The organism is Gynuella sp. (assembly GCF_050297175.1).
Classification (GTDB): domain Bacteria; phylum Pseudomonadota; class Gammaproteobacteria; order Pseudomonadales; family Natronospirillaceae; genus Gynuella.
In genome coordinates, this window is sequence record NZ_JBNKSF010000038.1 from 39,473 (window position 1) to 64,468 (window position 24,996).

The 24,996-nt window shown below is 46.2% G+C and carries 20 protein-coding genes; 15 read left to right on the forward strand and 5 right to left on the reverse strand.

Going from position 1 to position 24,996, the window contains the following annotated elements; all coding sequences use genetic code 11:
* Window positions 1-5 precede the first annotated feature (5 nt).
* From ileS to ACQY6I_RS15960, 10 genes are all read left to right on the forward strand, one after another.
* Window positions 6-2,813: an isoleucine--tRNA ligase gene (ileS, locus tag ACQY6I_RS15915; RefSeq protein WP_428242486.1), complete on the forward strand. Its 2,808-nt coding sequence runs from the start codon at window positions 6-8 to the stop codon at window positions 2,811-2,813.
* A gap of 26 nt (window positions 2,814-2,839) precedes the next feature.
* Window positions 2,840-3,274 carry an FKBP-type peptidyl-prolyl cis-trans isomerase gene (fkpB, locus tag ACQY6I_RS15920; protein WP_428242487.1) on the forward strand — a complete coding sequence of 145 codons (435 nt, stop codon included), beginning with the start codon at window positions 2,840-2,842 and terminating at the stop codon, window positions 3,272-3,274.
* 6 nt (window positions 3,275-3,280) lie between these two features.
* Window positions 3,281-4,228, forward strand: a complete 948-nt coding sequence (gene ispH / locus ACQY6I_RS15925; RefSeq protein ID WP_428242488.1) for a 4-hydroxy-3-methylbut-2-enyl diphosphate reductase — start codon at window positions 3,281-3,283, stop codon at window positions 4,226-4,228.
* Window positions 4,229-4,357: 129 nt separating this feature from the next.
* Window positions 4,358-4,834, forward strand: coding sequence for a GspH/FimT family pseudopilin (locus ACQY6I_RS15930; protein WP_428242489.1), 477 nt, complete (start codon window positions 4,358-4,360; stop codon window positions 4,832-4,834).
* Window positions 4,835-4,840: 6 nt separating this feature from the next.
* Window positions 4,841-5,353, forward strand: a complete 513-nt coding sequence (locus ACQY6I_RS15935) for a type IV pilus modification PilV family protein (protein ID WP_428242490.1) — start codon at window positions 4,841-4,843, stop codon at window positions 5,351-5,353.
* A gap of 9 nt (window positions 5,354-5,362) precedes the next feature.
* Window positions 5,363-6,343 carry a PilW family protein gene (locus tag ACQY6I_RS15940; RefSeq protein ID WP_428242491.1) on the forward strand — a complete coding sequence of 327 codons (981 nt, stop codon included), beginning with the start codon at window positions 5,363-5,365 and terminating at the stop codon, window positions 6,341-6,343.
* A gap of 11 nt (window positions 6,344-6,354) precedes the next feature.
* A complete protein-coding gene (locus ACQY6I_RS15945) occupies window positions 6,355-6,882 on the forward strand; it encodes a pilus assembly PilX family protein (RefSeq protein ID WP_428242492.1) in 528 nt (175 codons plus the stop codon).
* Window positions 6,879-10,595, forward strand: a complete 3,717-nt coding sequence (locus ACQY6I_RS15950) for a pilus assembly protein (RefSeq protein ID WP_428242493.1) — start codon at window positions 6,879-6,881, stop codon at window positions 10,593-10,595. Before ACQY6I_RS15945 ends, ACQY6I_RS15950 begins: the two co-directional genes overlap by 4 nt.
* On the forward strand, window positions 10,595-10,942 hold the full coding sequence (locus ACQY6I_RS15955; protein ID WP_428242494.1) for a hypothetical protein: 348 nt from the start codon (window positions 10,595-10,597) through the stop codon (window positions 10,940-10,942). The genes ACQY6I_RS15950 and ACQY6I_RS15955 overlap by 1 nt, the downstream gene beginning before the upstream one ends.
* Window positions 10,943-10,944: 2 nt before the next feature.
* On the forward strand, window positions 10,945-11,424 hold the full coding sequence (locus tag ACQY6I_RS15960; protein ID WP_428242495.1) for a type IV pilin protein: 480 nt from the start codon (window positions 10,945-10,947) through the stop codon (window positions 11,422-11,424).
* 78 nt (window positions 11,425-11,502) lie between these two features.
* Here the strand turns inward: ACQY6I_RS15960 and ACQY6I_RS15965 are convergent, their stop codons facing one another.
* From ACQY6I_RS15965 to ACQY6I_RS15975, 3 genes are all read right to left on the reverse strand, one after another.
* The gene (locus ACQY6I_RS15965) at window positions 11,503-12,057 is read right to left on the reverse strand and encodes a GspH/FimT family pseudopilin (RefSeq protein ID WP_428242496.1); all 555 of its coding nucleotides are present in this window, start codon (window positions 12,055-12,057) and stop codon (window positions 11,503-11,505) included.
* Between the two features lie 120 nt (window positions 12,058-12,177).
* Window positions 12,178-13,554, reverse strand: a complete 1,377-nt coding sequence (locus ACQY6I_RS15970; protein WP_428242497.1) for a sigma-54-dependent transcriptional regulator — start codon at window positions 13,552-13,554, stop codon at window positions 12,178-12,180.
* Between the two features lie 4 nt (window positions 13,555-13,558).
* On the reverse strand, window positions 13,559-15,175 hold the full coding sequence (locus tag ACQY6I_RS15975; protein ID WP_428242498.1) for a sensor histidine kinase: 1,617 nt from the start codon (window positions 15,173-15,175) through the stop codon (window positions 13,559-13,561).
* 141 nt (window positions 15,176-15,316) lie between these two features.
* Between ACQY6I_RS15975 and ACQY6I_RS15980 the strand changes: the two genes are divergently transcribed.
* Complete coding sequence (locus ACQY6I_RS15980; protein ID WP_428242499.1) at window positions 15,317-16,945, forward strand: NAD+ synthase; 1,629 nt, start codon at window positions 15,317-15,319, stop codon at window positions 16,943-16,945.
* A 13-nt stretch (window positions 16,946-16,958) separates the two neighbouring features.
* On the opposite strand, the gene ACQY6I_RS15985 is transcribed toward ACQY6I_RS15980, so the two are convergent.
* On the reverse strand, window positions 16,959-17,723 hold the full coding sequence (locus ACQY6I_RS15985) for an outer membrane protein assembly factor BamD (protein ID WP_428242500.1): 765 nt from the start codon (window positions 17,721-17,723) through the stop codon (window positions 16,959-16,961).
* 60 nt (window positions 17,724-17,783) lie between these two features.
* On the opposite strand from ACQY6I_RS15985, the gene rluD reads away from it, so the two are divergent.
* From rluD to ACQY6I_RS16005, 4 genes are all read left to right on the forward strand, one after another.
* A complete protein-coding gene (gene rluD, locus ACQY6I_RS15990) occupies window positions 17,784-18,752 on the forward strand; it encodes a 23S rRNA pseudouridine(1911/1915/1917) synthase RluD (RefSeq protein ID WP_428242501.1) in 969 nt (322 codons plus the stop codon).
* On the forward strand, window positions 18,749-19,477 hold the full coding sequence (gene pgeF, locus ACQY6I_RS15995) for a peptidoglycan editing factor PgeF (protein WP_428242502.1): 729 nt from the start codon (window positions 18,749-18,751) through the stop codon (window positions 19,475-19,477). Before rluD ends, pgeF begins: the two co-directional genes overlap by 4 nt.
* Window positions 19,478-19,567: 90 nt before the next feature.
* A complete protein-coding gene (clpB, locus tag ACQY6I_RS16000) occupies window positions 19,568-22,147 on the forward strand; it encodes an ATP-dependent chaperone ClpB (RefSeq protein ID WP_428242503.1) in 2,580 nt (859 codons plus the stop codon).
* 425 nt (window positions 22,148-22,572) lie between these two features.
* Window positions 22,573-22,953: a fibronectin type III domain-containing protein gene (locus ACQY6I_RS16005; protein ID WP_428242504.1), complete on the forward strand. Its 381-nt coding sequence runs from the start codon at window positions 22,573-22,575 to the stop codon at window positions 22,951-22,953.
* Between the two features lie 103 nt (window positions 22,954-23,056).
* Here ACQY6I_RS16005 and ACQY6I_RS16010 read toward each other — a convergent pair whose 3' ends face one another.
* Window positions 23,057-24,745: an NAD-dependent malic enzyme gene (locus ACQY6I_RS16010; RefSeq protein WP_428242505.1), complete on the reverse strand. Its 1,689-nt coding sequence runs from the start codon at window positions 24,743-24,745 to the stop codon at window positions 23,057-23,059.
* Window positions 24,746-24,996: the final 251 nt, after the last annotated feature.

Below are 24,996 nucleotides of genomic sequence, written 5' to 3' on the forward strand. Positions count from 1 at the left end.
AGATCATGACCGATTACAAGTCGACTTTGAACCTGCCAAAGACAAGTTTCCCCATGAAAGCCAGCCTTCCTCAGCGCGAACCGGCTACGTTGAAGAGATGGCAGCAAATTGAGTTGTATCAGAAAATCCGGAATATCAGTGCCGGGCGACCAAAGTTCATTCTTCATGATGGCCCTCCTTATGCCAATGGTGATTTGCATCTGGGGCATGCGGTTAACAAGATACTGAAAGATTTTATTATTAAATCCCGTAGTGTTGCTGGATTCGATGCGCCTTATGTACCTGGTTGGGATTGTCATGGTTTGCCGATTGAGCACAAAGTCGAGACCATGATCGGCAAAGCGGGCGATAAGGTTGATTACGAGACCTTCAGGAATGAGTGTCGCAAGTATGCTTACAAACAGATTGAACGCCAGAAAAAGGGCTTTATCCGCATGGGGGTGTTTGGTAGTTGGGATAAGCCTTACCTGACCATGGATTACCAGACAGAGGCGGATATTATCCGTGCTCTTGGGCGCATAGCTGCAAGTGGGCACTTACACAAAGGGTATAAACCGGTTTACTGGAGTGTTGTTGGTGGCTCTGCTTTGGCTGAAGCAGAAGTGGAGTATCACGACAAGGTATCCACACAGCTTGATGTGGCGTACCCAGCATTAGACAGCAAAGCGGTCTTTGATAAGTTTAATGTTGCTGAAGAGGGCGATGTTGCCATTGTCATCTGGACGACAACACCTTGGACGCTGCCTGCTTCACTGGCACTCTCTGTTGGTGATGATATTACTTATGTGCTGGTTCGAACTGATCAAGGTTTGCTGATTGTTGCCAAGGAACTGGCTGAGTCATTTAAGTCTAGAATTGCAGATGGGCAGTTTGATGTTCTGGCTGAATGTCAGGGACAGGCACTGGAAGGCCTGAAGTTCAAACATCCGTTCTATGATCGTGAAATACCTGTTTTGCTGGGTGACCACGTTACTCTTGATGCCGGTACAGGTATTGTGCATACCGCGCCTGATCACGGTATGGAGGATTTCGCTGTCTGTAATAAATATGGCATTGAGACGATCAATCCTTTAAATGACAACGGCACATATCGTGACAATGTTGAACTCTTCGCTGGCGAGCACGTCTATAAAGTTGACGATCATATTGTGGAAGTTCTGAAACAGCAGGGTGTGCTGTTGAGTGTCGGTAAACTGACCCACAGTTATGCTCATTGCTGGAGAACCAAAACCCCACTTATTTACCGTGCCACACCTCAGTGGTTTATTTCCATGGACAAAGCGGGTCTTAAGCAACAGGCCATGGATGCGATCAAGCAGATCCGTTGGGTACCTGCCTGGGGACAGAATCGTATCGAAGCAATGGTAGACCAGAGCCCTGACTGGTGTATTTCCAGACAAAGAACGTGGGGTGTCCCTATTGCTTTCTTTGTCCATAAAAACACCGGAGACCTGCATCCTGAAACGTCCAGGTTGATAGAGGAAGTTGCACAGCGAGTGGAGAAAGAGGGGATTAATGCCTGGTGGAAAATAGAGTCGCAGGAGCTACTCGGGGCTGAAGCTGATCAGTATGAGAAAGTCACGGATACATTGGATGTCTGGTTTGACTCTGGGGTGACTCACGATGCGGTACTTCGCAAGCGGGAGGAGTTGGGGCAATTTCCGGCAGATATATATCTGGAAGGTTCTGACCAGCACCGTGGATGGTTCCAGTCTTCATTGAAAACCTCTATTGCCATGAATGGTGTAGCACCCTACAAGCAAGTGTTGACGCATGGTTTCACCATTGATGAGAAAGGCCACAAAATGTCCAAGTCTTTGGGCAATGGTATAGAGCCACAACAAGTCATGGATACCTTAGGGGCAGACATTTTGCGGTTGTGGATTGCTGCGACCGACTATAGTGGTGACATGACAGCGTCTCAGGAAATTCTGAAGCGTACTGCAGACTCCTATCGCCGTATTCGTAATACCAGTCGCTTTCTGTTGTCCAACCTTGAAGGTTTTGAGCCAGCAAAAGATCTGGTAAGCGATAAAGATTTGTTGAGCTTGGATCGTTGGATATTGCGTCGTACTGCAAAACTGCAGAGAGAGATCCAGAAGTCTTATGAAAACTATCAGTTTTTACATGTGTACCAAAAGGTTCATAACTTTTGCGTGCTGGAGCTGGGCGGTTTTTATCTGGATATTATTAAGGATCGTCAATACACCATGCCATCTGAGAGTGTGGGACGACGCAGTTGTCAGACAGCCATGTACCATATCATCGAAGCTATGGTACGTTGGATTTGCCCGATCCTGAGCTTTACGGCAGAGGAAATCTGGACCTATATCCCAGGTGAAAGATCTGAGTCGATATTTCTGGAAACCTATTACGAACCCATCCAGGACTTTTCTGAAGATCCAGATATGGACGATGCGTACTGGCGAAACATTATTGAAGTCAAGACAGCTGTAAACAAAGTGATTGAAACGGCTCGTAATGACGGAAAAGTAGGTGGGAATTTACAAGCCGTCGTACATCTATATTGTGATGACCAACTTGCAGCTGACCTCGGTAAGCTTGGAGAAGAATTCCGTTTTGTGACGATTACTTCCGAGGCCCATGTTCATCCTCTGAGTGAAGCTACGGCCGATGCAGTCAGTACCGATATCGAAGGTTTGAAGATCTCGATTCATGCGTCATCACATTCGAAGTGTGTGCGCTGTTATCACCATCGTGAAGATGTTGGACAGCATGCGGACCACCCGGAAGTATGCGGACGTTGTGTTGATAATATTGACGGGGCGGGTGAAATCCGCCGTTACGTCTGATCTCTGTATATGAGTGAGAGGTGGATGTGAAAGTTGGTCCAAATACCACAGTGACATTGCATTTTGCCATTCGTCTACCGGACGGTGCAGAAGTGGACTCCAATTTCGGAGGTAACCCTGCCGAGTTTAAGGTTGGGGACGGAAATCTGTTGCCTGGGTTTGAGGAAAGCCTGTTTGGTATGAGTGCTGGAGAACGTCGTTGTATTTCGATTCCGCCAGAAAAAGGTTTTGGAATGCCCAACCCTCAAAATCTGCAGCACTTTCAAAGAAGCCAGTTTGATGAACAGATGGAGATTCGGCCTGGTTTGGTTGTTTCCTTTTCTGATGCAGCCAATTCCGAGTTGCCCGGAGTGGTAAAAGAAGTCAACGAAGACAGTATCGTGGTCGATTTTAATCATCCCTTATCCGGTAAAACGCTGGAGTTTGATGTGGAAATCCTGCGGGTCTGTGAGTCAGGTTAATAGTCTATGAAATTGATGTTAGCGAACCCGCGTGGATTTTGTGCCGGAGTCGACCGGGCCATCGATATTGTCAATCGCGCTCTGGATTTGTTTGGAAGCCCTTTGTATGTCCGCCATGAAGTGGTTCATAACCGCTTTGTGGTTGATGGCTTGCGTGAACGTGGTGCCGTGTTTGTCGATGAGTTGGACGAAGTGCCCGATGATCATATTGTCATTTTCAGCGCTCATGGTGTGTCTCAGGCTGTTCGCCGTCAGGCTGAACAGCGCGGTCTGAAAGTATTTGATGCCACGTGTCCACTGGTGACTAAGGTTCATTTGGAAGTGGCGAAATATAGTAAAGAGGGGATGGAGTGCATTCTTATCGGCCATAAAGGACACCCAGAAGTCGAAGGAACAATGGGGCAATATGATGATGGCAATGGCGGAGCGATATATCTGGTAGAGTCTGAGCAGGATGTCGCCAGGATGACGGTAAAAGATCCCTCTCGGTTGGCTTATGTTACGCAGACCACGCTGTCAATGGATGACACCGCTAAGGTAATTGATGCCTTGAGAGCTCAGTTTCCGAAGATCCATGGACCGCGTAAAGATGATATTTGCTACGCCACTCAAAACCGCCAGGACGCAGTGAAGACGCTTGCTCAGCATTGCGATCTGGTGTTGGTCGTGGGCTCCACTAACAGCTCTAACTCAAACCGTCTGCGTGAACTGGCAGAAAGAATGGGTTGTGAGGCCTATCTGATTGATGATGCCAGCCAGATAAACCCCACATGGCTCAACAATAAGGTGTGTGTTGGTATTACTGCCGGTGCATCTGCTCCAGAGGTGCTGGTTCGTCAGGTTATTCATGGTATTCAGCAGTATGTAGATACTGATGTCGTTCATCAAAACGGAATAGAGGAAAATATCACGTTTAGCTTACCTAAAGAGCTGCGCCTGGTTGATCAGGAATAAAAGCGAGTAATACTTCACACTTCAAATCAAATCCTTCCACTGATCCTGCCTAACATTCCTTTCGTCGGTACCTTGGCGTTGTACTGACTGGTTTGATGTATCTTATTGACAAACTTCTGGAGTTTGCCAATGAGACAAAAAAACACCCGCGGATTTACGATTATTGAACTGATGATCACCATCGCAGTTGTTGCAATATTGGCGACTGTGGCGGCTCCGAACATGAGTGACTTCCTTCAGCGTAATCAAATGAATTCATATGTATTCGATGTTGTTGGAGCAATAGCAGCTACACGGTCTGAAGCAGTTACCAGAGGCGAGCGTGTTTCCTTTCAATCTAAAACCAATAATGACTGGTCGGATGGGTGGCAGATTGTCTTGAATTCTGACGCTTCGGTGATCAGGGAAGGAGATGGGTTCCCCAGGGGATCATATGTGATGAACCTGACCGATAGTTCGGGAACGGCTATATATGCATTCAGCATTGACAGTCGTGGAAAGCGTTCCGGAAATGGGAATTTCTCTCTTCAGTTAAATGATGGGGCCGGGCACAGCAAGTCTCTGTCGATTCCCGTTTATGGCTCACCGATTGCCAAGCAGGAGTGATAAATCATGAAGACATGTTCAAGACAGCATGGTGTTGGGATGATCGAAATTCTGGTGGCTTTGCTGGTTATTACCATCGGTTTGGTAGGTGCGACAGGAATGAATGCGGTGGGGCTTAAAAACAGTGTTACTTCAATGAACCGTTCCAATGCCATGTTTCTGGCTAACTCTATCGCTGAAAAAATCAGAAGCACAGGCCCTAACAGCATATATGTCAACCTATCCAGTCCAAGTAATCAGAGCTGCAATGGTGCATCGGTTAACTGCACTACCGATCAACTGGTGACGTTTTACAAGTCAGAATGGTTGTGCCAATTGGGAGCTGGTGGAAGTGTCTGTAAGGATAATCTTAAGGTAGACGGAATTTTACCTGATGCCACAGGCAAAATAACGTTACTGGCAGACCAGAGTTACCAAGTTGAGATCACCTTCAGGGACACTATTGCATTCAATTCCGACGGCTCCAGAGACGCTGACGGCGCCCTTGTCACGTTGACTTCCGTCATTAATCCTAATTGAAGGGTATTTATGAACAGTAGCAAGACAAATATGCACGGCTTTACGCTGGTTGAAATTATGATTGCATTGACGTTGGGATTGATTTTAACGGCCGGTGTAATCGTAATGTTTACGGTTAATTCATCGACACAAAGAGTAGTGCAGGAAAATTCCCGTTTACAGGAAAATGCAAGATTCGCGCTCAACGAAATAATGTTGAAATTACGAATGGTGAATTTCAGTGGCTGTAACTCCAATATTGATTTTTCCAATACAAAAGAGTTTCTGAATACGGCTGATGTCAGTGCCAGTAAAGCCTTTTATAACGATATTGTTACCAATGGCATGATAAACGTTTATAAAGATTCCACTGGTCTGCCGACAGCGCTCAGTTCGGACAGTGCTATTACTGAAGATATCAATGGTATTCAGTCTGACATGCTGGTGATTCGTGGAGTTGATGATCAGGGTGCTCAATTAGTGACTGCTCAAAATGGTGGTACTGATGGTGACATTCAAATAGCGAACACCGGTTATGTTGCAAAAGATGATACGTTGTTTTTGGCAGATTGTGAAAAAGCGGCGTTATTTCAAGCAGGAAATGTCAGTAACTCAGCAAGCACATCAACTATTTCTCTACGCCAAGCAATATCAAATACCGATATTTTCTATGATGATGCAATCCTGTATCAGTATCAGGTTAATGTCTTCTATGTTGGTAAGTCTGATATAAAAAATTCCAAAGGACAGCCTATTCCAGCCCTTTATCAGAAAACCAACAGCGATAATCCTTTCGAACTTGCACAAGGTATCTCTGATCTTAATTTCAGTTTTGGCATTGATACTGATGATGATGGAAAGCCAAATAAATTCGTAGATGCGGGTGAGGTGAGTGCCTCAGAGTGGATAAATGTAACGGTTATCAAAGTACAGGTAACCGCAGTTCCGATTGAAGACATTGGAATGACGACTGGACGGGTTTTCTTTGCCACAGTGAGCTTACGAAATTAGGGGATGTAAACATGCGAAGATCTCAACGGGGTGTTGCCCTGTTAATTGCACTGATTTTTTTGGTTGTGCTGACGCTAATTGGTTTGACATCGATGCGGACAGCTTCGCTTGAAGAGAAAATGACTTCCAACCAAAAAGATTATTATCTGGCGTTTGAAGCAGCAGAACTGGCTTTGAGAGCTGCTGAGACTCAACTAGCAGGACTAACCAGTCTGAACAATTTTTCCGCTTCGCCTACAAATGGCTTGTATGCGTTTCATTCACTGAGTTCGAAAGTATGGACGACAGTCGACTGGAATAGTAATGCCATCAGTGTGACCGGGCTTGCCAAACAGACGACTGCCGAAGCCCCAAAATACATAATCGAATTTTTAACGACAATAACGAAACCGGTCGATGATTTGAATATGGACAATGATACAGACAATAAAGTGGTTGGAGCGACATACAATATTTTCAGAATTACCGCTCGTGGTAAAAGTGGACGTGGTGGTGTCGTATTTCTTCAGGAAAACTATGGTGTGAGGGGAGTAATATGAAACGATTGTGGATACATGCATTATTGTTGTTATGGGCTTTTCCGGCTTATGCAGGTGAAGTTCTGCTCTCCGAAAATCCTTTGGAAGTACCTGTCGGTGTTGAGCCGAATATCGTTTTTGTGATGGATGATTCCGGCAGTATGAGTTGGGATGCCATGACCCAGACTTATAGCGCCAGCGGGTTATTTATAAATAACCAGCCTGGCGAAACTAACATATCAGATGCTGGTAACATTGTTAATGCGACATATCCTAGTCGCTGGTGTTCAGGTGGCATTTGTACATGCCTGCCAAATAAAGGCTGGGGTGGCGGATATAGTTTGGTTGCTGCTTTTAATGGGATAAGAAGAGATGAATGCCGGGTTGCTGCTGCCAATTCATGGCGTTTTCGTAACTCTGATTTCAATCCCATGTATTATAACCCTTCTCGTACTTACGTTCCGTGGCCTGGACGTTCGGCATTTACATTTAATGGAGAACCAGTTCCTTATTCTGAGTTGATTGAAAAATTTAAACAAAGCAAAGGCATTGCTGATAATGTCTTGGTTGGTTTGGATGATCCCTATAATCCAACGGAATGGATGGATCTGACTTCGGATAGCATTTTTTTGGATAATAACGGAAATCGTGAAAGCCCGAATGGCAATGAGTTGCGCTATTACGAGTGGCAAGATACTGATGGTGATGGTTATTTTGATAATTCAGATGCAATTACAGAAGTCAAAATTTCCACTCTGACGGCGACAGAAAAAGAAAACTTTCAAAACTGGTTTAACTTTTATCGCTCAAGAAAACTAGCTGCCAAGGGCGCGATTATGAAGGTCCTGGAAGATATGGCCAATGTCCGCGTTGGTTATACGGTGCTTAACAATTATTCCCGTGACAGTATGTCAGTCGCTAATATTAATGGTAGCCCTCTTTCGGTGGGCAATAATAAGTACAAGCTGTTTTCACACATTGGCCAAACTAAGGCTGATGGTAGTACACCATTGAGACAGGCTCTATATGAAACAGGGCAGTACTTTAGTTGTTCATCGACCGATAACCGTTTTGGGAGTGGTGCCTGTCCTATATACACCGCCAATGATGGTGGCATGTGTCAGAAAAACTATGTAGTTCTGCTGTCCGATGGAGAGTGGTCGGGAAAATTGTCCAAGAACTTTGGCAATGTAGATCAAACAGGACGTTTTGCAGGAGGCAGTTTTGCTGACGATCAGAGCAATAGACTAGCTGATCTGGCCATGTACTACTATCGCAATGATCTGCGCTCATCCTTGAGTGATAAAGTTTCCATATCAGACGTTGACTATGATCGTAGTAATCTGAGTAAGAATAACCAGGACTATGTTATGCATCAGCATTTAAAAACTTATACCGTGGCGTTTGGGTTGCCATCAGGTGTGGATGAAAATGCGATTTATGACATGTATAAAAATAACGTAACTTCCTATTCCTGGGGAACCAACAAAGTTACCGATATGGTTCACGCTGCCTATAATGGCAGGGGGTTTTTCTATTCTTCCAATAACCCTGATGAGCTGACACGTAGTCTGAAAAATGCCTTTCTCAATATTCAAGGTGAGCAGAACGGTGCTTCAGGTATTTCTTTGAGTTCGCAATCAGTTAGCGAAGGAAAAGTGCGTTTGTTTCATGCAGTCTATACCGATGATTATACGGGTGAATTGGAAGGTATTCCCTATAAAGGTGATGTTCTGGACGAGAGTGCCAAGTGGCGGGCATCTGATCAGCTTGAAGCTTTAATTGAAGATCCTCAACAGAAGCGTAATGTCTATACCTACAACCCTGAATCCCATAAAGGGGTGGAGTTTGATTACGCTAATCTGACCCAGACTCAGAAAGACTATTTTGAAACGGGCGTGTCCAATATGACGCTTCCGGCTAGTTATAATGGTAAAATTGGTGATGAGAGGGTTCGCTATATTACCGGTGATATCAGGAATGATGATCCGAACTACATCGGTAGCAATGAATCGGTAGGACAGTTACGAGACCGTAATGGTTATCTTGGCGATATTGTGAACTCGACACCAGTGTTCGTCGGTTCGCCAGCCTATTCAAAAAAACGTGATTTTGGGATGTTTCCGACTGGCAAATACAACACCCATTACAATTCGTACCGTAACCGGAAACCTATGCTTTATGTAGGAGCGAATGACGGTATGTTCCATGGTTTTGATGCGAGTACCGGCAATGAACAATTTGCCTATGTTCCAAATATTGCCATGCCAAAGCTCTACGAATATACCTTGCCCTCCTATAACCACCAATTCTATGTTGATGGCACTCCGGCTGTTAGCGAAGCTTATGTCGGAAACAGTTGGAAAACTATTTTGGTCAGTGGTTTAGGTGCCGGTGGAAAAGGTTATTTTGGCCTGGATGTCACAGATCCCGATAATCTGAGTGAAAACAGCGTGTTGTGGGAGTTTCCGGACAAGTTGTCTGATCTGGACGTTGGTGGAAATCAATCCTGCCTTGGTTACAGCTTTAGTAAGCCCACAATCGTCATGACCAACCAGGATGGAGGCAATGGAGAAAAGCGCTGGGCCGCAATCTTCGGTAATGGTTATAACGCAGCTGAATGTGGTGGTACAGGAAAGCATGAGTCTGCTTTATTCGTAGTGTTTCTGGATGGTTATAGCGCCACCGGAGGATGGGGAGTGGAAGGTAATAACTATGTCATCATTCCAACGGGCAATGATGAGTTCACCGTTGATATCGATACCGACAATGACGGTAACAAGGAACGGGTAACTTATTCCAACGGTCTGGGAGAGCCCAGAGCAGTGGATACCAATGCCGATGGTGTTGTTGATTACATATATGCTGGTGACTATGCCGGAAATATGATGCGTTTTGACTTACGTGGAGATGTTAATCAGTGGTCATCAAAAACTCTGTTCAAAGCCAGTTACAACAGCGATCCGACCAGCACATCCGCGGGAACATGGCAGCCGGTTGTGAATCAACCCGTCGCCATTCGCAATGATAAGGGGGGAATGGTTGTCATATTTTCTACTGGCAGCTGGATGAGTACTTCAGATGCGACTTCAAACGATATTCAGTCTTTGTATGGTGTTTGGGATACGCTTAATGACTCAGATTATCAAACTATTTTGACACCTCGTAGTCTTCAAGCGCAGCAACTGAGCAATCACGCCGATAGCATTAGTAACCGGCAGTACCGGACAGTCACAGACAAGTCTCTTGATTATTCGACGAACGGATATATGGGGTGGAAGATTGACTTCGACTTATGCCCATCGGCGACAGCTTGTGCTAAGGAAGATAAGGGGGAGCGAATTATTCGAAGAATGGTACTGGTGGATGAAACCTTATTTGGCGTTACAACGATTCCTTCTGCAAATGTTATGTGTTCTACCGGAAATGGTGGTTGGCTGTTTGCGTTTAAAGCGTTGACAGGCGGCGAATCTCCGATAGGAACGGTTTTTGATATGAACGAAGATCAAAAATACGATGACAAAGACCAAAATAACAACCAGCAAAATGCTGCCATGACAACAGCGGGTTATGGAAACAGCGGTTCATCTTCGGACATATTGATTTATTTCAATGAAAACGGCGCCAATATTGGAACCCAGAATAAGGGCGAGCCAGCCAGCATTGGTGTGAATATCGGTCTTAGCGGTTTGACCGGAGAATTGTCCTGGAAAGAACTGGTGTCTGATAACTAATGACTAAGAGGCAAATGAATATGTTTGGTTTTTTCCTGAAGTCTGTGACTATGTTCTGGGTCTTGTGTCTGAGTATCAATGCTTTTTCTGCAGGCGTAATACCAGAAGGATACCCGGAGAGTGGTCAAGCAGTCAGAATCATGAGTATTGATACGGTTAACTATACGCTGGAAACCAGTGGTTATATTTTCAAAGTGAGCCGGAATGTATATGTCCGCTCAAAGGACGGTAAAAAGAAGTATTTGAGCGAGATCAATCGCAGAGCCACAGCTGTAATCGTGGTAGACGACAAGCAACAGGTAACCCAGATATGGGAAATGCCAGATAGTTTATTCAAGGATTACTAACGATGAGATATGTAAACAGAGGCTTTACTTTGATTGAAGTTATGATTGTCGTTGCAATTATTGCGATTCTAGCGGCAATAGCAGTTCCTTCGTATCGTCACTATGTTGTGAAAACCTATCGCTCAGATTGTCAGATGGCGCTTGAAGGATTGGCAAATGCGATGGAGAGACATTACACCACGTCAGTACCTTCAACGTATGCGGGGGCCGCAAAAAATGGTGATACTGGTGCGCCAACGATTTTTGCATCTCAGGCTCCCGTCGATGGTGCAAACAAGCAATGTAATTTAAGCATTGAGCAGGCAAATGCCTCAACATACACGTTGTCAGCTGTACCAATTAATAATCCATCATCAGGACAAGTCAGCGTCTTGGTGGGGGATGGGGTATCGACATTGAATTCCCAGGGCGTGCGTTGTTGGTATAAGGGTGATTCGGCTTATTCGGCGACCACATCCACTGTTTGTTCAAACTGGAAATAAGGAGTCCGTTAACCTGGCATAATCATGTGCCAGGTTAATCAAACTGAAACCCATCCAGTATTTTGACGTTGAAGAACTTCAGCAACGAATCGATCTTGATGATGACTGTCCATCCAAATGTTGATCTCTATCTTTGTCAATACCGGTCCACATCCTTCCCTGACGATTTATAATGACACCATAGGCTGGTACAAATGCTCTGCTGGAACAGATTGAAAATGTACCATTTTGGTTGGCTTTATGTGTGGTTCCGGTTGGATCGTATTGTAATGCATTGCTGTTTTTGACGGGGTTCCATAACAATGTCACTTCCGGTAATGGATCATATTGTGAAACCATCGTGTCTTCCGGATCAAACACCCGATTCGCATTCTGATCATAGAAGATGGAATATCCTTTGCTCCATAAGTCGGTACATTTGCCCTGAAACAGTGGGCACATAGTTACGGTTGTATTATTAAAAACGGCGCTTTCTCTGGCTGTTTGTATCTGATTTTGCAGAATAAACAGAGCTGATTTGACTTTGTTGGTTTCTAAAAGTGTCGAAAATGCAGGCATTGCAACTGCTACCAGTATGCCTGCAACCGCGATGACCAGCATGAGTTCAATTACCGAAAATCCTTTTCCTTTCATGACAATATCCCTTTTTAATTTTTATCTGCCCGGAATACTGTCTTTACTTCTTATCGATCTCAATCAATGTTTTTAAAGTAGCGTGATTCTATACCCATGGTTTACTAAAACGATACTTCGTCATTCGAGCCCCAGTTTTTTAAGCTTATACCTCATAGCTCTGAAGGTGATTCCCAGATTTTTGGCTGCAGCAGTTTTATTCCAACGTGTTGCCTCCAGAGCATCAGTTATAACCTTTCTTTCGATTGACTCGAGATAATCCTCAAGATTGCTGCCAGCTTCGTATTCGGGCGTCTCCAATGTGCCCAGGTGGCTGCCTGAACTTGCTGAGTTAGAAGAATCACTCCGCCGCAGGGCCAGATCTTTAGGCTCAATTTTGACGCCGTCTGACATGGCGAAAGCACGCTCCAGGATATTCTCCAGCTCTCGAATATTACCGGGAAAATCGTATATCTGCAGTGCTTCCTGAGCGCTTCTGCTCAGTTCTCTAGGGCGGACTCCATATGATGTGGCCAGTTTTTCGAGATAGTGATGGGCCAAAAGAGGAATGTCTTCAAATCTTTCCCGCAGCGGTGGAATATCCAATTGGATAACATTGATTCGATAAAACAGATCCTGACGGAAGTTCTGATCTTCTACTTCATCCAGCAGGTTTTTATGACTGGCGCTGAGTATTCTAACATTAACCGGCAATTCCTTTTGTGATCCTACCGGGCGGATGGATTTTTCCTGAATTGCGCGTAATAACTTCACCTGCATGTTAAGAGGGAGATCGGCGACTTCATCCAGAAATAACGTGCCTCCGTTCGCTGCCTGGAAAAATCCCTCTTTGTCAGCAATGGCCCCAGTAAAGCTGCCTTTTTTGTGACCAAAAAACTCACTTTCCATCAATTCCGATGGAATGGCACCGCAGTTCACAGCAATAAATGGTTGCTCGGCTCGTGGTCCCTGGTTGTGAATATAGCGAGCAATGAGTTCTTTTCCCGTGCCAGACTCTCCGTTGATAAACACCGCAGCCTGACTGCGAGCCAATTTTTCAGAATTTTCCAAAAGCTCTAAAAAAGGCTCAGATTTGCCGATGAGATTACTTTGCCGGCTTGTTTCCTGCTCAGGCATACGGATCCGATTTGCCAGCTTAAGCGCAGAATGTACTAGATCTCTGAGTTGTTGCAGATCTACAGGTTTGGAGACAAAGTCAAATGCTCCTCGTTTTAGTGCGTCAATTGCGGAATCCATCGTGCCATGGGCAGAGATCACTGCAACTGGAATATTACTGTATTTTTGCTGTATTGTTTCCACCAGATCCAGGCCATTTCCATCTGGCAGATTCATATCTGTCAGACAGATATGGATCTCTTTTTCCGCGAGTAATTTTTGTGCTTGTGCCAGAGTGGTTGCAGCAATTGTTCCCAGCCCCATACGACCAAGGGTAATTTCCAGAAGTTCAACAATGTCCGGTTCGTCGTCTATGATTAGTGCGGTTGCCAAGGTATCCATAGTATCATTCCATATATGTCAAACGGTTTGGGTGAGAAAATAATATCCTAAAACAGCATCCAATTGTTGCTGATGAACCTTGTTCTGGTGGTTCTGCCAGCATGATTTGAGACTGATTTGTTTCACAAAGTTCCTTCGTAAGAAACAAGCCCAGTCCGGTACCTGTTTTTTCGGTGGTGAAGAAAGGTTCAAACAATTTATCGCGGTTTTCTGCTGAAATGCCCGGGCCGAAATCGATAACGTCGAGATATGGCTGGTTGTTGGCATTCAGTATGCCGGCCACAATTTCAACTTCACAGCGCTCTCCAGCCATTTCACTATACCTAAGACCATTACTGATCAGATTGGTCAATACCTGTTGTAGATGTGAAGGATCAAACTTGATCATCAGATCGTCAGCAACGCGCGTTTCGATTTTGGCATCTTTATGGGCTTCCTGAAAAATAACCAGAAAATCCATTAGCCAATCCTTTAAGCTAATAATTTCAGCATTGGATTCAGCACGACGCGACAACTGAAGAATGTTTTCGATAATCGTGTTCATCCGCTGAGAGTGATTCTTGATGATTTGAATCATGCGGGCATCGGTCTGATCAATATTCGGCGACTCTTCCAGTAGCTGTGCTGCATGACTGATTGCTCCCAGTGGATTGCGAATTTCATGGGCAATACTGGCGGTAAAACGCCCCAAAGAAGCAAGCTTTAGCTGTTGGGCCTGCTGAGCGGTTTTACTGGTGTCTTCCATAAATATGATAACGTCGGAATCTTTATTATTCTGCAGTGATGTGAAGTTCACAAAGACTTCGGGCATTTTGGGGTGAATTTTTATGATATGCGAAGCGATATGCTCCTGTTTCAGCCATTGTTGCAACAGTTCACATATTACGGGCGGTAACTTTTGGTTTTGGATGGATTTTGTTTCTGAGTCGGTAATCAAGCGTGCCGCGGCCTGATTGCTGGTATGAATGACTCCTTTAATTGAGCTCACTATGATGCCTGTGTGCATCCGCTGTAGGATAAGCTGGTTAGTAGCCTCAAGACTCAGTATGTTTTCTGCCTGGATTTCCGCCAGTTGCTCACTGGAACGGGTGCGGCTCATTAGATACTGAATGACGATTGTAGTAGCGAAAAACGCTAATCCGAGAAAGGCTGCCTGTTGTGGATTGTTCGGTGTAATGCCCGACAACAGTTCTGTATAGACCACCGAAGAGGTTGCGAAGGCTGCCAATAACAGGCTGTTTCTGAATGACAGAAACAATGTTCCCACCGCGACGCTGACAATAATGAGGTTGCCCAGGCCACTGGTGACACCACCAATGGTTTTCAGGGCCAATGTCAGTAGCATGATATCGGTTATCATAATTGCCAGGACAGACGTTTGACTGAGTAGCTGTTTGACTGTGATGGTGATGGCAATCGCACAGAGGACCAGATAAAAGCCCAGGCTGACAATTATCGTTTCTCGGGCATTGTCGATGGAAAAGCTAAACGACAGCCATCCGAGTTGTATCATCAGAAAAAGCAGGCTGGCGAGAGCAATGCGGTAGAGATTGAAAAAGCTCATCAGCACGTTCTGACGGCGCCTGCTAAGGTTGGTAATGCTGACGGTTTGATTTTCCATTGAATGATTTATTGCTGCAGGTTATGCAGTCCCTTATTTTTTAAGTCAGTATAAAGCCAACATCAGGTTGTATTCCATTCGAATATCGTTGCAATCTGAGTGCCTTTGCGCAGAATACGGACTTGGTTTATTTGGAGTGGTATGAGTTTGAATAGTCTGAAAGTGGCGCTGGCGCAAGATGAGTTTCCGGTTGGAGATATTTCCGGGAATGCTGAAAAAATGATCACATTGGCCCGTCGTGCAATGGAACAGAATGCGCGGGTGATCGTATTTCCTGAATTGACCATCACTGGATATCCTCCAGAGGATTTATTACTGCGTCCGAGTATGGCGACGCGGGTCGAAGCTGCCATGAACATTCTGCTCGAAGCCGGGTTGCCAATCTATATGGTGGTCGGATTTCCCAAATCTGAAGACGGTCTGCTGTATAACAAGCTGGCTGTTATCTATGAAGGACAAATCCTCGTTGAATATGCCAAGCAACGACTGCCTAATTACCAGGTGTTTGATGAAAAACGTTATTTTTCTGAAGGTCAGGGCACCAGCGTTATTGAGATAGATGGGTTTCGGTGCGGATTGACGATTTGTGAGGATATCTGGTTCGATCAACCAGTCAGTGATGCAACCGAATCTGGCGCGGAGATACTGTTTAACATCAATGGTTCACCCTACCACATTGACCGGGACGGACAGCGCCGGGACAGGGTCAGTCAGGTGGCCGAAAAATATCGACTCTGCGTCGTCTATGTCAATCACAATTGTGGTCAGGATGAACTGGTGTTTGATGGCGGTTCAATGGTTGTGACTCCTGACGGAGTCCAGCATACCCTGCCGACCTATGAATCAAGACTGGATATCGTGGAGCTGCGCCGAAATGACCAGGATATTGAGGTCATAGAGGGTTCTGTCATTCCACCCCGACCCAGATATGAAAGCGTTTATATGGCGTTGATTCAGGGCCTGCGCGCCTACGTCAACCGTAACGGTTTCACTGGAGTGGTGATGGGTCTTTCCGGTGGCATTGATTCTGGGTTATCACTGGCAATAGCGGTTGATGCTTTGGGACCTGAACGCGTGCATGCGGTGATGCTACCGTTTGAATATACCTCCCAGATGAGCCAGGATGATGCCAAAACTGAGGCAGAAGCTCTGGGGGTTCGGTATTCAGTGTTGCCGATAGTCAGTATGTTCCATGCCGGGATGGAGACTCTTAAACCTTTATTTGATGGTTTGCCGGTGGATACTACCGAACAAAACCTACAGGCTCGTATTCGCGGACAACTGCTGATGGCGATATCCAACAAGACCGGATACATGGTACTCACAACCGGAAATAAGTCCGAAATGGCCGTCGGTTATGCCACTCTTTATGGCGACATGTGCGGGGGATTTAATGTCCTGAAGGATGTTCCCAAAACCCTGGTGTTCGAACTGGCTCGTTATCGAAATACCCTGAGTCCTGTAATTCCGCAGCGAGTCATTGATCGTCCACCATCTGCAGAACTCGCACCGGATCAGAAAGATGAAGACAGTCTGCCACCTTATGCCATATTGGATCAGCTGATAGAGCGCTATGTTGAGAACGATGAGTCGTTAGAGAGTATTGTTGCCGCTGGATTTGACAGGGCGGATGTTACCAAAGTGATTCGCCTGATTGATATTAATGAGTATAAGCGCAGGCAGGCCCCAGAGGGCGTCAGGATAACATCCAGAGGATTTGGGCGGGACCGCCGTTACCCGATTACCAATGCCTGGAAACCGGGTATCTGAGTCAGGTAAAACACTACCTGACTGGCTTGAAACGGCCTTTGTTCAGGCTGGGGTGGTCTGGAAAATTGGATTGCAGTATGGCAATGGTCTTTTGTTGCAGATCCGGCTGGTCCATCTCGCCATAAGCGGTTGCCAGAATAGCCAACGCATCGGCGGACGCAGTGCTGCCTTCATATTGTTCCAGTACTGTAACTGCGCGATTGGCTGCGGCGACCCAGGCTCCACGGCGAAGGTAAAAATCAGCCACGACCAGCTCATGCCGGGCCAGACGGTTACGAATAATATTCATTTTATAACGGGCGTCAGGCGCATATTCGCTTTTAGGAAAGCGAAAGACAAAATCATCCAGATAGGTAAACGCCATATCCGCAGCCGATGGGTTCCGCGCTTCAGGATAATTACCGTTGACGATGGAAGTTCCTTTCAGAGATAGATCATAAGCGGCCAATCCGCGCAGATACCAGGCATATTCTACTTGCGGATCATCTGGATTTAACCGCACGAAGCGGTCTGCCAATACGACTGCCTCGGCCAGGTCTCTGGATTTGTAGGTCGCATAAATCTGATCCAGTTGAACCTGCACTGCGTAGCGGCTAAATGGATACAGATCCTCCATTTGCTTCAACTTACTCATTGCCGTGGTGTAGTTTTTCCTCTCCATGCTCTTTGCGGCGGCCTGGTAAAGGGACTCCTCATCCACGACCCTGGTAGCACAGGAGCTGACAATCAAGGTAGTAATAAGAATGGCTGGGATTTTTGAGAAAGCTAATAACTTCATTCGAAGATTCAACATCGGTTGTCTACAATGGGCGCACATTTAACCACAGCAGATTTTCAGATGGCAGATCATATTTCTTTAAAAGTGACCGTTCCCAATGAATTAGGCCAGAAACGGCTGGATCAGGTCGCGGCTGAGTTGTTCCAGGAATATTCCCGCAGCCGGCTTCAGTCCTGGATTAAAGACGGACAGCTGAAGGTGGACGGGGAGGCGCGTAAAATCAAAGAAAAGCTGATTGGTGGAGAAATACTGACCCTGGAGGCTGAGCTGACCCCTGAAGGGGAATGGCTGGCTCAGGATATTCCACTGGAAGTTGTGTATGAAGACGACCAGATTATCGTCATTAACAAACCTGCTGGTCTGGTGGTACATCCTGCAGCTGGAAATCCAGATGGAACGGTATTGAATGCGATGCTGTTTCGATATCCTGAAGTGATTAATCTACCCAGGGCCGGTATTGTGCACCGGCTTGATAAGGATACTTCTGGCCTGATGGTGATTGCCCGTACGTTGGAGTCGCAGAACAGTCTTGTACAGCAACTGCAGAGCCGTGAAATGGGGCGTGAATATGAGGCCGTTTGCATGGGTGTATTAACCGGCGGGGCGACCATTGATGAGCCCATTTCCAGACATAACACTAACCGCTTGAAAATGGCAGTCCATCCAACCGGTAAAGAAGCTGTGACTCATTATCGGGTGTTGGAACGTTTTCAGAATCATACTCATATTAGAGTTAAGCTGGAAACCGGCAGAACGCATCAGATTCGCGTGCACATGGCCTTTATTCAGCATCCTTTGGTTGGAGACCCTTTATACGCAGGACGGATGCGTTTACCGAAACAATGCGGCCCAGACCTGACGGAAGCACTTAAACACTTCCAGCGTCAGGCGCTGCATGCCAAGGCGCTGCAGTTAAAACATCCGCAAAGTGGTGAGCTCATGCGGTGGGAGGTTGAGTTACCCGAGGATTTACATAACCTGCTGGAGACCCTGCGAGAGGATCATCAGCAGGCAGGTGGTAACTGGTGAACAGTCTCGAATGGCTGGACTGGCCTGCGCCGGCATCGGTGAAAGCCTGCTATACCACTCGAACGGGTGGGTTCAGTCATGCACCGTTCGATAGTTTCAATCTGGCCCGCCATGTGGGCGATAGTGAGGCGGCGGTGACCGCCAACCGGCAGCGGTTGCTGGAGTTAACGGGGGTGCCAGTATGTTGGCTGAATCAGGTACATGGCACTGGGGTGGTACCGGCTTCTCCGGAAAATATCGGTGCTGACGCAGATGCAGCATATGTTTGTATGCCGGAAATGGCGGCCGGGGTCATGACAGCAGATTGTTTGCCGGTGTTTTTATGTCATCGCAATGGTAATCAGGCGGCAGTTGTTCATGCCGGATGGCGTGGATTATTAGCTGGAGTCATCGAGTCAACTGTTAACAAATGTGGTGGAGCCGGGAGTGACTGGATAGCTTATCTCGGTCCTGCAATTGGTCCAGCTGCTTTCGAAGTTGGAGCAGAAGTCAGGCAGGCTTATATCTCTGCCAACACCGTTCACGAAAAAGCGTTTCAGCCATTGCCAACTCCGGGTAAGTATCTGGCAGATATCTATCAATTGGCCCGGCAAAATCTGCAGCAGCTGGGTATTGGGCTTATTTATGGTGGTCAGTCTTGTACTGTGACCGAATCAGAGCGGTTTTTTTCTTATCGTCGTGATCACACCACTGGCAGAATGGCCAGTTTGATCTGGATTGAATAAATCCTGTTTAGCTGTTGTCAGTCAATTGAAAAGTTTTTGCTGACCCCCACCTATGCAGACAAGTATAAACATTGAATTTGTGGGGACATTATGAGAATAGATCGATTAACCAGTAAGTTGCAGCTGGCATTGTCCGATGCTCAGTCTGTAGCGGTTGGTAAAGATCATAACTTTATCGAACCGGTGCACTTATTGAGCGCCATGTTGGAACAGCAAAGTTCCAGTATCCGACCTCTGCTGCAAAAAGCGGGTGCCAATATTCTGGCATTGCGGGAACAGGTTATGGAAAAACTGGATCGCATGCCAACTGTTCAGAATCATGACGGTGACGTACATATGTCCAATGACCTTGGGCGGATTTTGAATGTTGCCGACAAACAGTCGCAAAAAAGAAATGATCAGTTCATTTCCAGTGAAATTGTTTTACTGGCCATGGTTCAGGACAAAAGTGATATCTCCAGCATGCTGCGGGAGTCCGGCGTAACCGTGGATGCATTGAGTCATTCCATCGATCAGGTCCGGGGCGGCCAGGGCGTTGATTCGCAACAGGCTGAAGAAACCCGTCAGGCTCTGGATCGCTATTGTATTGATCTGACTGAAAGGGCTGAGCAGGGAAAACTTGATCCGGTCATTGGTCGGGATGATGAAATCAGGCGGACTATTCAGGTTCTGCAGCGTCGGCGTAAAAATAACCCTGTGCTGATTGGAGAACCTGGAGTCGGCAAAACTGCGATTGTTGAAGGGCTGGCGCAAAGAATTGTCAATGGTGAAGTGCCGGAAGGTTTGAAGAACAAAAAGGTGCTGTCTCTTGATATAGGTGCGCTATTGGCTGGTGCTAAATTTCGCGGTGAGTTTGAAGAGCGATTGAAAGCAGTCCTGAATGAGTTGTCCAAGCAGGAAGGGCAAATCATATTGTTTATCGATGAATTACATACCATGGTGGGTGCCGGAAAGTCAGAAGGTGCTATGGATGCCGGTAATATGTTGAAACCGGCATTGGCGCGAGGAGAGCTGCATTGTGTGGGTGCCACAACGCTGGATGAGTATCGTCTGTTTATCGAAAAAGATGGTGCGTTGGAACGACGCTTTCAGAAAGTTTTTGTAGGTGAGCCGAATGAGGAAGATTCGATTGCCATACTTCGCGGATTGAAAGAACGTTATGAAATTCACCACGGTGTCAGCATCAACGATTCGGCTTTGATTGCGTCAGTGAAACTATCTCAGCGTTATATTACAGATCGACAATTACCGGACAAGGCGATTGATCTGATTGACGAGGCAGCTTCCAGAATTCGTATGGAAATCGATTCCAAACCGGAGGCCATGGATCGCCTCGAACGCCGCTTGATTCAATTGAAAATAGAAGCCGAGGCGCTCAAAAAAGAAGACGATGCGGCTTCTAAACTTCGTTTGGAAAACCTGCGTGAAACCATCAACGGGGTTGAACGTGAGTATGCTGATCTCGAAGAGATATGGAATACAGAAAAAGCGTCTCTGCAGGGATCACAGCAGATCAAAGAGAAGCTCGAAGATGCGCGCCTGCAAATGGAAAATGCACGCCGGGCCGGTGATCTGGCGCGAATGAGTGAGCTTCAGTATGGTTTGATTCCAGAACTGGAAAAACAGTTGGATATGGCAACTCAGGCGGACATGATGGATATGCAGTTGCTGCATAATCGGGTAACGGAGGAGTCCATTGCCAAGATTGTCAGCCGTTGGACCGGTATCCCAGTTGATAAGATGCTCGAAGGTGAACGTGATAAGTTGTTGCGTATGGAAACCGACCTGCATGACAAGGTCATCGGTCAGGACGAAGCGGTAGTTGCTGTGGCGAATGCTATTCGCAGATCCCGCTCAGGGCTGAGTGATCCCAACCGTCCTAATGGCTCGTTCTTGTTTTTGGGGCCAACGGGAGTGGGTAAAACAGAATTGTGCAAAGCATTGGCTGAATTTCTGTTTGATACTCAGGAAGCTATGGTGCGCATAGATATGTCAGAGTTTATGGAGAAGCATTCTGTTGCCCGTCTGGTTGGTGCTCCTCCGGGATACGTTGGGTATGAAGAAGGCGGGTATCTAACTGAAGCTGTCCGCAGGAGACCCTATTCTGTTCTATTACTCGATGAGGTCGAGAAAGCCCATTCGGACGTATTTAATATTCTGTTACAGGTGCTGGATGATGGTCGTTTGACCGATGGTCAGGGCAGAACCGTGGATTTCCGTAATACCGTTATAGTCATGACCTCCAACCTCGGATCTGAAATTATTCAGAATATGGCTGGTGAAGAAAACTACGAGGATATGAAGCGTGCGGTTATGGATGTGGTAGGTAGTCACTTCCGACCTGAGTTTATTAACCGTGTAGATGATTTGGTTGTGTTTCATCCACTGTTGCGTGAACAGCTCAGGGGCATTGCTAATATTCAGATCGCACAATTGCGTAAGCGCCTGGATGATCAGCAAATTGGTCTGGAGTTGATGCCTGAAGCAATGAGCTATCTCTGTGAAGCGGGTTATGACCCTGTATATGGTGCCAGACCGCTGAAACGGGTGATACAGAAAGTCCTGGAGAATGAGCTGGCGATGGCGCTGTTGAGTGGTGAGTTTAAATCTGGAGATCGCATCCGGGTGGATTATCACGATGGCAAAATCGCTTTTAGTCATGCGGTCTGATAACCAGCTGGAACTTGCACTGGAATCACCATTTCTGGCCTTCAACCGGCAGTTCTGAAGTTTGGCGAATCTCAGCTTCTAATGGTCGACAACACTACGGGTTATAAGTTTGCGTGGTGTTGCCGACTTTAATCTCCCCTGATCATCATTCCAAAAAATGAGAGCCTGTTATCATTGATGGATAAGGGCGCATTTGTCAGTTGCTGCTTTGTTATGTCATCGTTTACAGTAGGTTTAATGATTCGCTTGGCCACTTAAACTGTGATCATAAGGGTTGAGTACTCTTTAGTGACTTGTCGGTCTAATGACGAATCTTCCGCAGATCTATCTGTTTATTCGTGTTGTCGGTTTTGCCATTTCCCTGATGGTTGTAGCTTGTGTTTATTATGTACTCAGGGAGATAAATATTCTTTGTAGTTGGTTACATGAAAGTTGTTTTTCCCTTTACCACCACCTTCTTTTTCTCTTTGATATTATCTGGTTGTCAGCTGGAGGCATCTGATCATTCGAAGTTGTTTGCTGATCCGGCCAGATTGGTCAGGATATCCTGGGACACCCCGGAACGTCGCGAAAATGGCGAGTCGCTCTATGCTTATGAAATTGAGGGTTATGAAATCAAATACCGAAAAATGACCGACCAGCATTATCAATACCGAACACTCTGGGCTTCTGATTATGATGGGCTGATTGAAGAAACTGCGGTAAGTGTTGCTGGTGGTGGTTCCTATGAATTTGCAGTAGCCGTGTTTGATGGCGATGGGCTTTACAGTCAATATAGCGATGCGGTGATTGTTACTCTGGATTAAGGGTTTAAAATTAATTGTCTGAAGGAAAATCTCTGTCTGAGTTACCAGCCAGATACTTGTTAAAGACTGGAAACATCCCTGTTAGCATCCTTTCAACAAACGCTTAAAAAGAAGTCCTGCGATATTGACGATACTCTGGTGACCAGAAATTGCGTTCAATCGCGGCATCAATTGCGCTTTCCGGTAGCTCAAGAGCAACGCCATCATGAATTGCCTGTAGTGCAACAGCTTTGGCGATTTGTTTGCTGACCTCTCGAATGTCTGCCAGTTTCGGTAGTAAATCTTCACTGTTGCCCTGTACTTTGGGCGAGACTTGAGCCAATGCTGTACTGGAAGCCATGAGCATATTGTTGGTAACCCGGTTGGCGGCAACAGCCAGAACCCCCAAGCCAATGCCTGGAAAAATATATGAATTGTTGCATTGTGGAATGACATATTCCTGATTATTGAAAACCACAGGTGCAAATGGGCTGCCAGTTGCAATAATAGCGCGCCCTTGAGTCCATTTGACGATGTCTGCGGGAACTGCTTCCACTCGTGAGGTAGGATTGGATAGTGGCAGAATAACCGGTTGATCACATTGGCTTGCCAGTGTTTCCAGCATCTCTTGTGTGAACAGTCCGGGCTGCCCGGATACCCCGATCAATACCGTTGGGTTTGCATGTTTAATGACTTCGAGCATACCCAGTTTGTCATGACTGACTTGCCATTGGTCGATTTTCGAGTGAGCCTGAGCCAGAGGCCGTTGAAAGTTGATCAGATCCGGCATGTCATCGGTGAGTAAACCATAACGGTCAATCATAAAAATACGGGCACGTGCCTCTGCATCGGTGAGACCTTCAGATACCATCTGAGCGACAATTTGTTCTGCAATACCACATCCCGCAGAGCCTGCTCCCATAAATGCAATGCGTTGATCTTTGAGTTGTTCTCCTTTGGCATAACTGGCCGCCAGTAATGTACCGACTGTCACCGCTGCAGTACCCTGAATATCGTCGTTAAAGCAACACAGGTCATCGCGGTATTTTTCCAGCAATGGCATGGCATTCGCCTGGGCGAAGTCTTCAAACTGTAACAGGACATTTGGCCAGCGACGTTTGACGGCCTGAATAAATGCATCGACAAATTCAAAGTATTCATCGCCACTGATGCGTGGGTGCCGCCATCCCATGTACATTGGATCTTCCATGACCATGGGGTTGTTACAGCCAACGTCCAGGACAACTGGCAAAGTGTAGGCCGGGCTTATGCCGCCACAGGCAGAATACAAGGCCAGCTTCCCGATAGGGATACCCATTCCGCCGATACCTTGATCTCCAAGCCCCAGAATACGTTCGCCGTCCGTGACCACAATTACCTTAACGTTATGTTTAGTGGCATTTTGCAGCATGTCATCTATTCGATCACGATCAGGATAAGAGATGAACAGACCACGTTTACGACGGTAGATTTTCGAAAACCACTGGCAGGCTTGACCAACGGTTGGGGTATAAATCAGCGGCATGATCTCTTCCATATGATCTGTTACCAGACGGAAATATAGCGTCTCATTGGTATCCTGGATGTTGCGCAAATAAATATGTTTGTCCATATCGTTCTGAAATGAACAAAGCTGGTGATATACCCGGTTTTTCTGCTCTTCGATGGTTTCGATGGCGTGAGGTAACAGTCCTTCAAGATTGAAAGCGGTACGTTCTTCAGAGGTAAACGCGCTGCCTTTGTTTAGCAGGGGAGTTTCCAATAAAGCCGGTCCGGCAAAGGGAATATAAAGGGGGCGATTGGTATGCGGCATGATTAATAAACTTTGATAATGATAAAGGGTGTGAAAAAAGAAAAGCGTGCAAGTCTATGGTTTTACCGCAAAATGTATAGAGTCAATTACAAATAATTATTATTTGTTATAGGTGCACTAAAATTGCTCTGTCACTGAAAATTGGCACAAATATGCATCAAAACGTTGCTATTTAGGGGGCAGCTGTGGAGAATAACCGTTCCTTGCTAACACTCTTTATAGGCATTGGCCAGCCATTTTCTGACCCATCT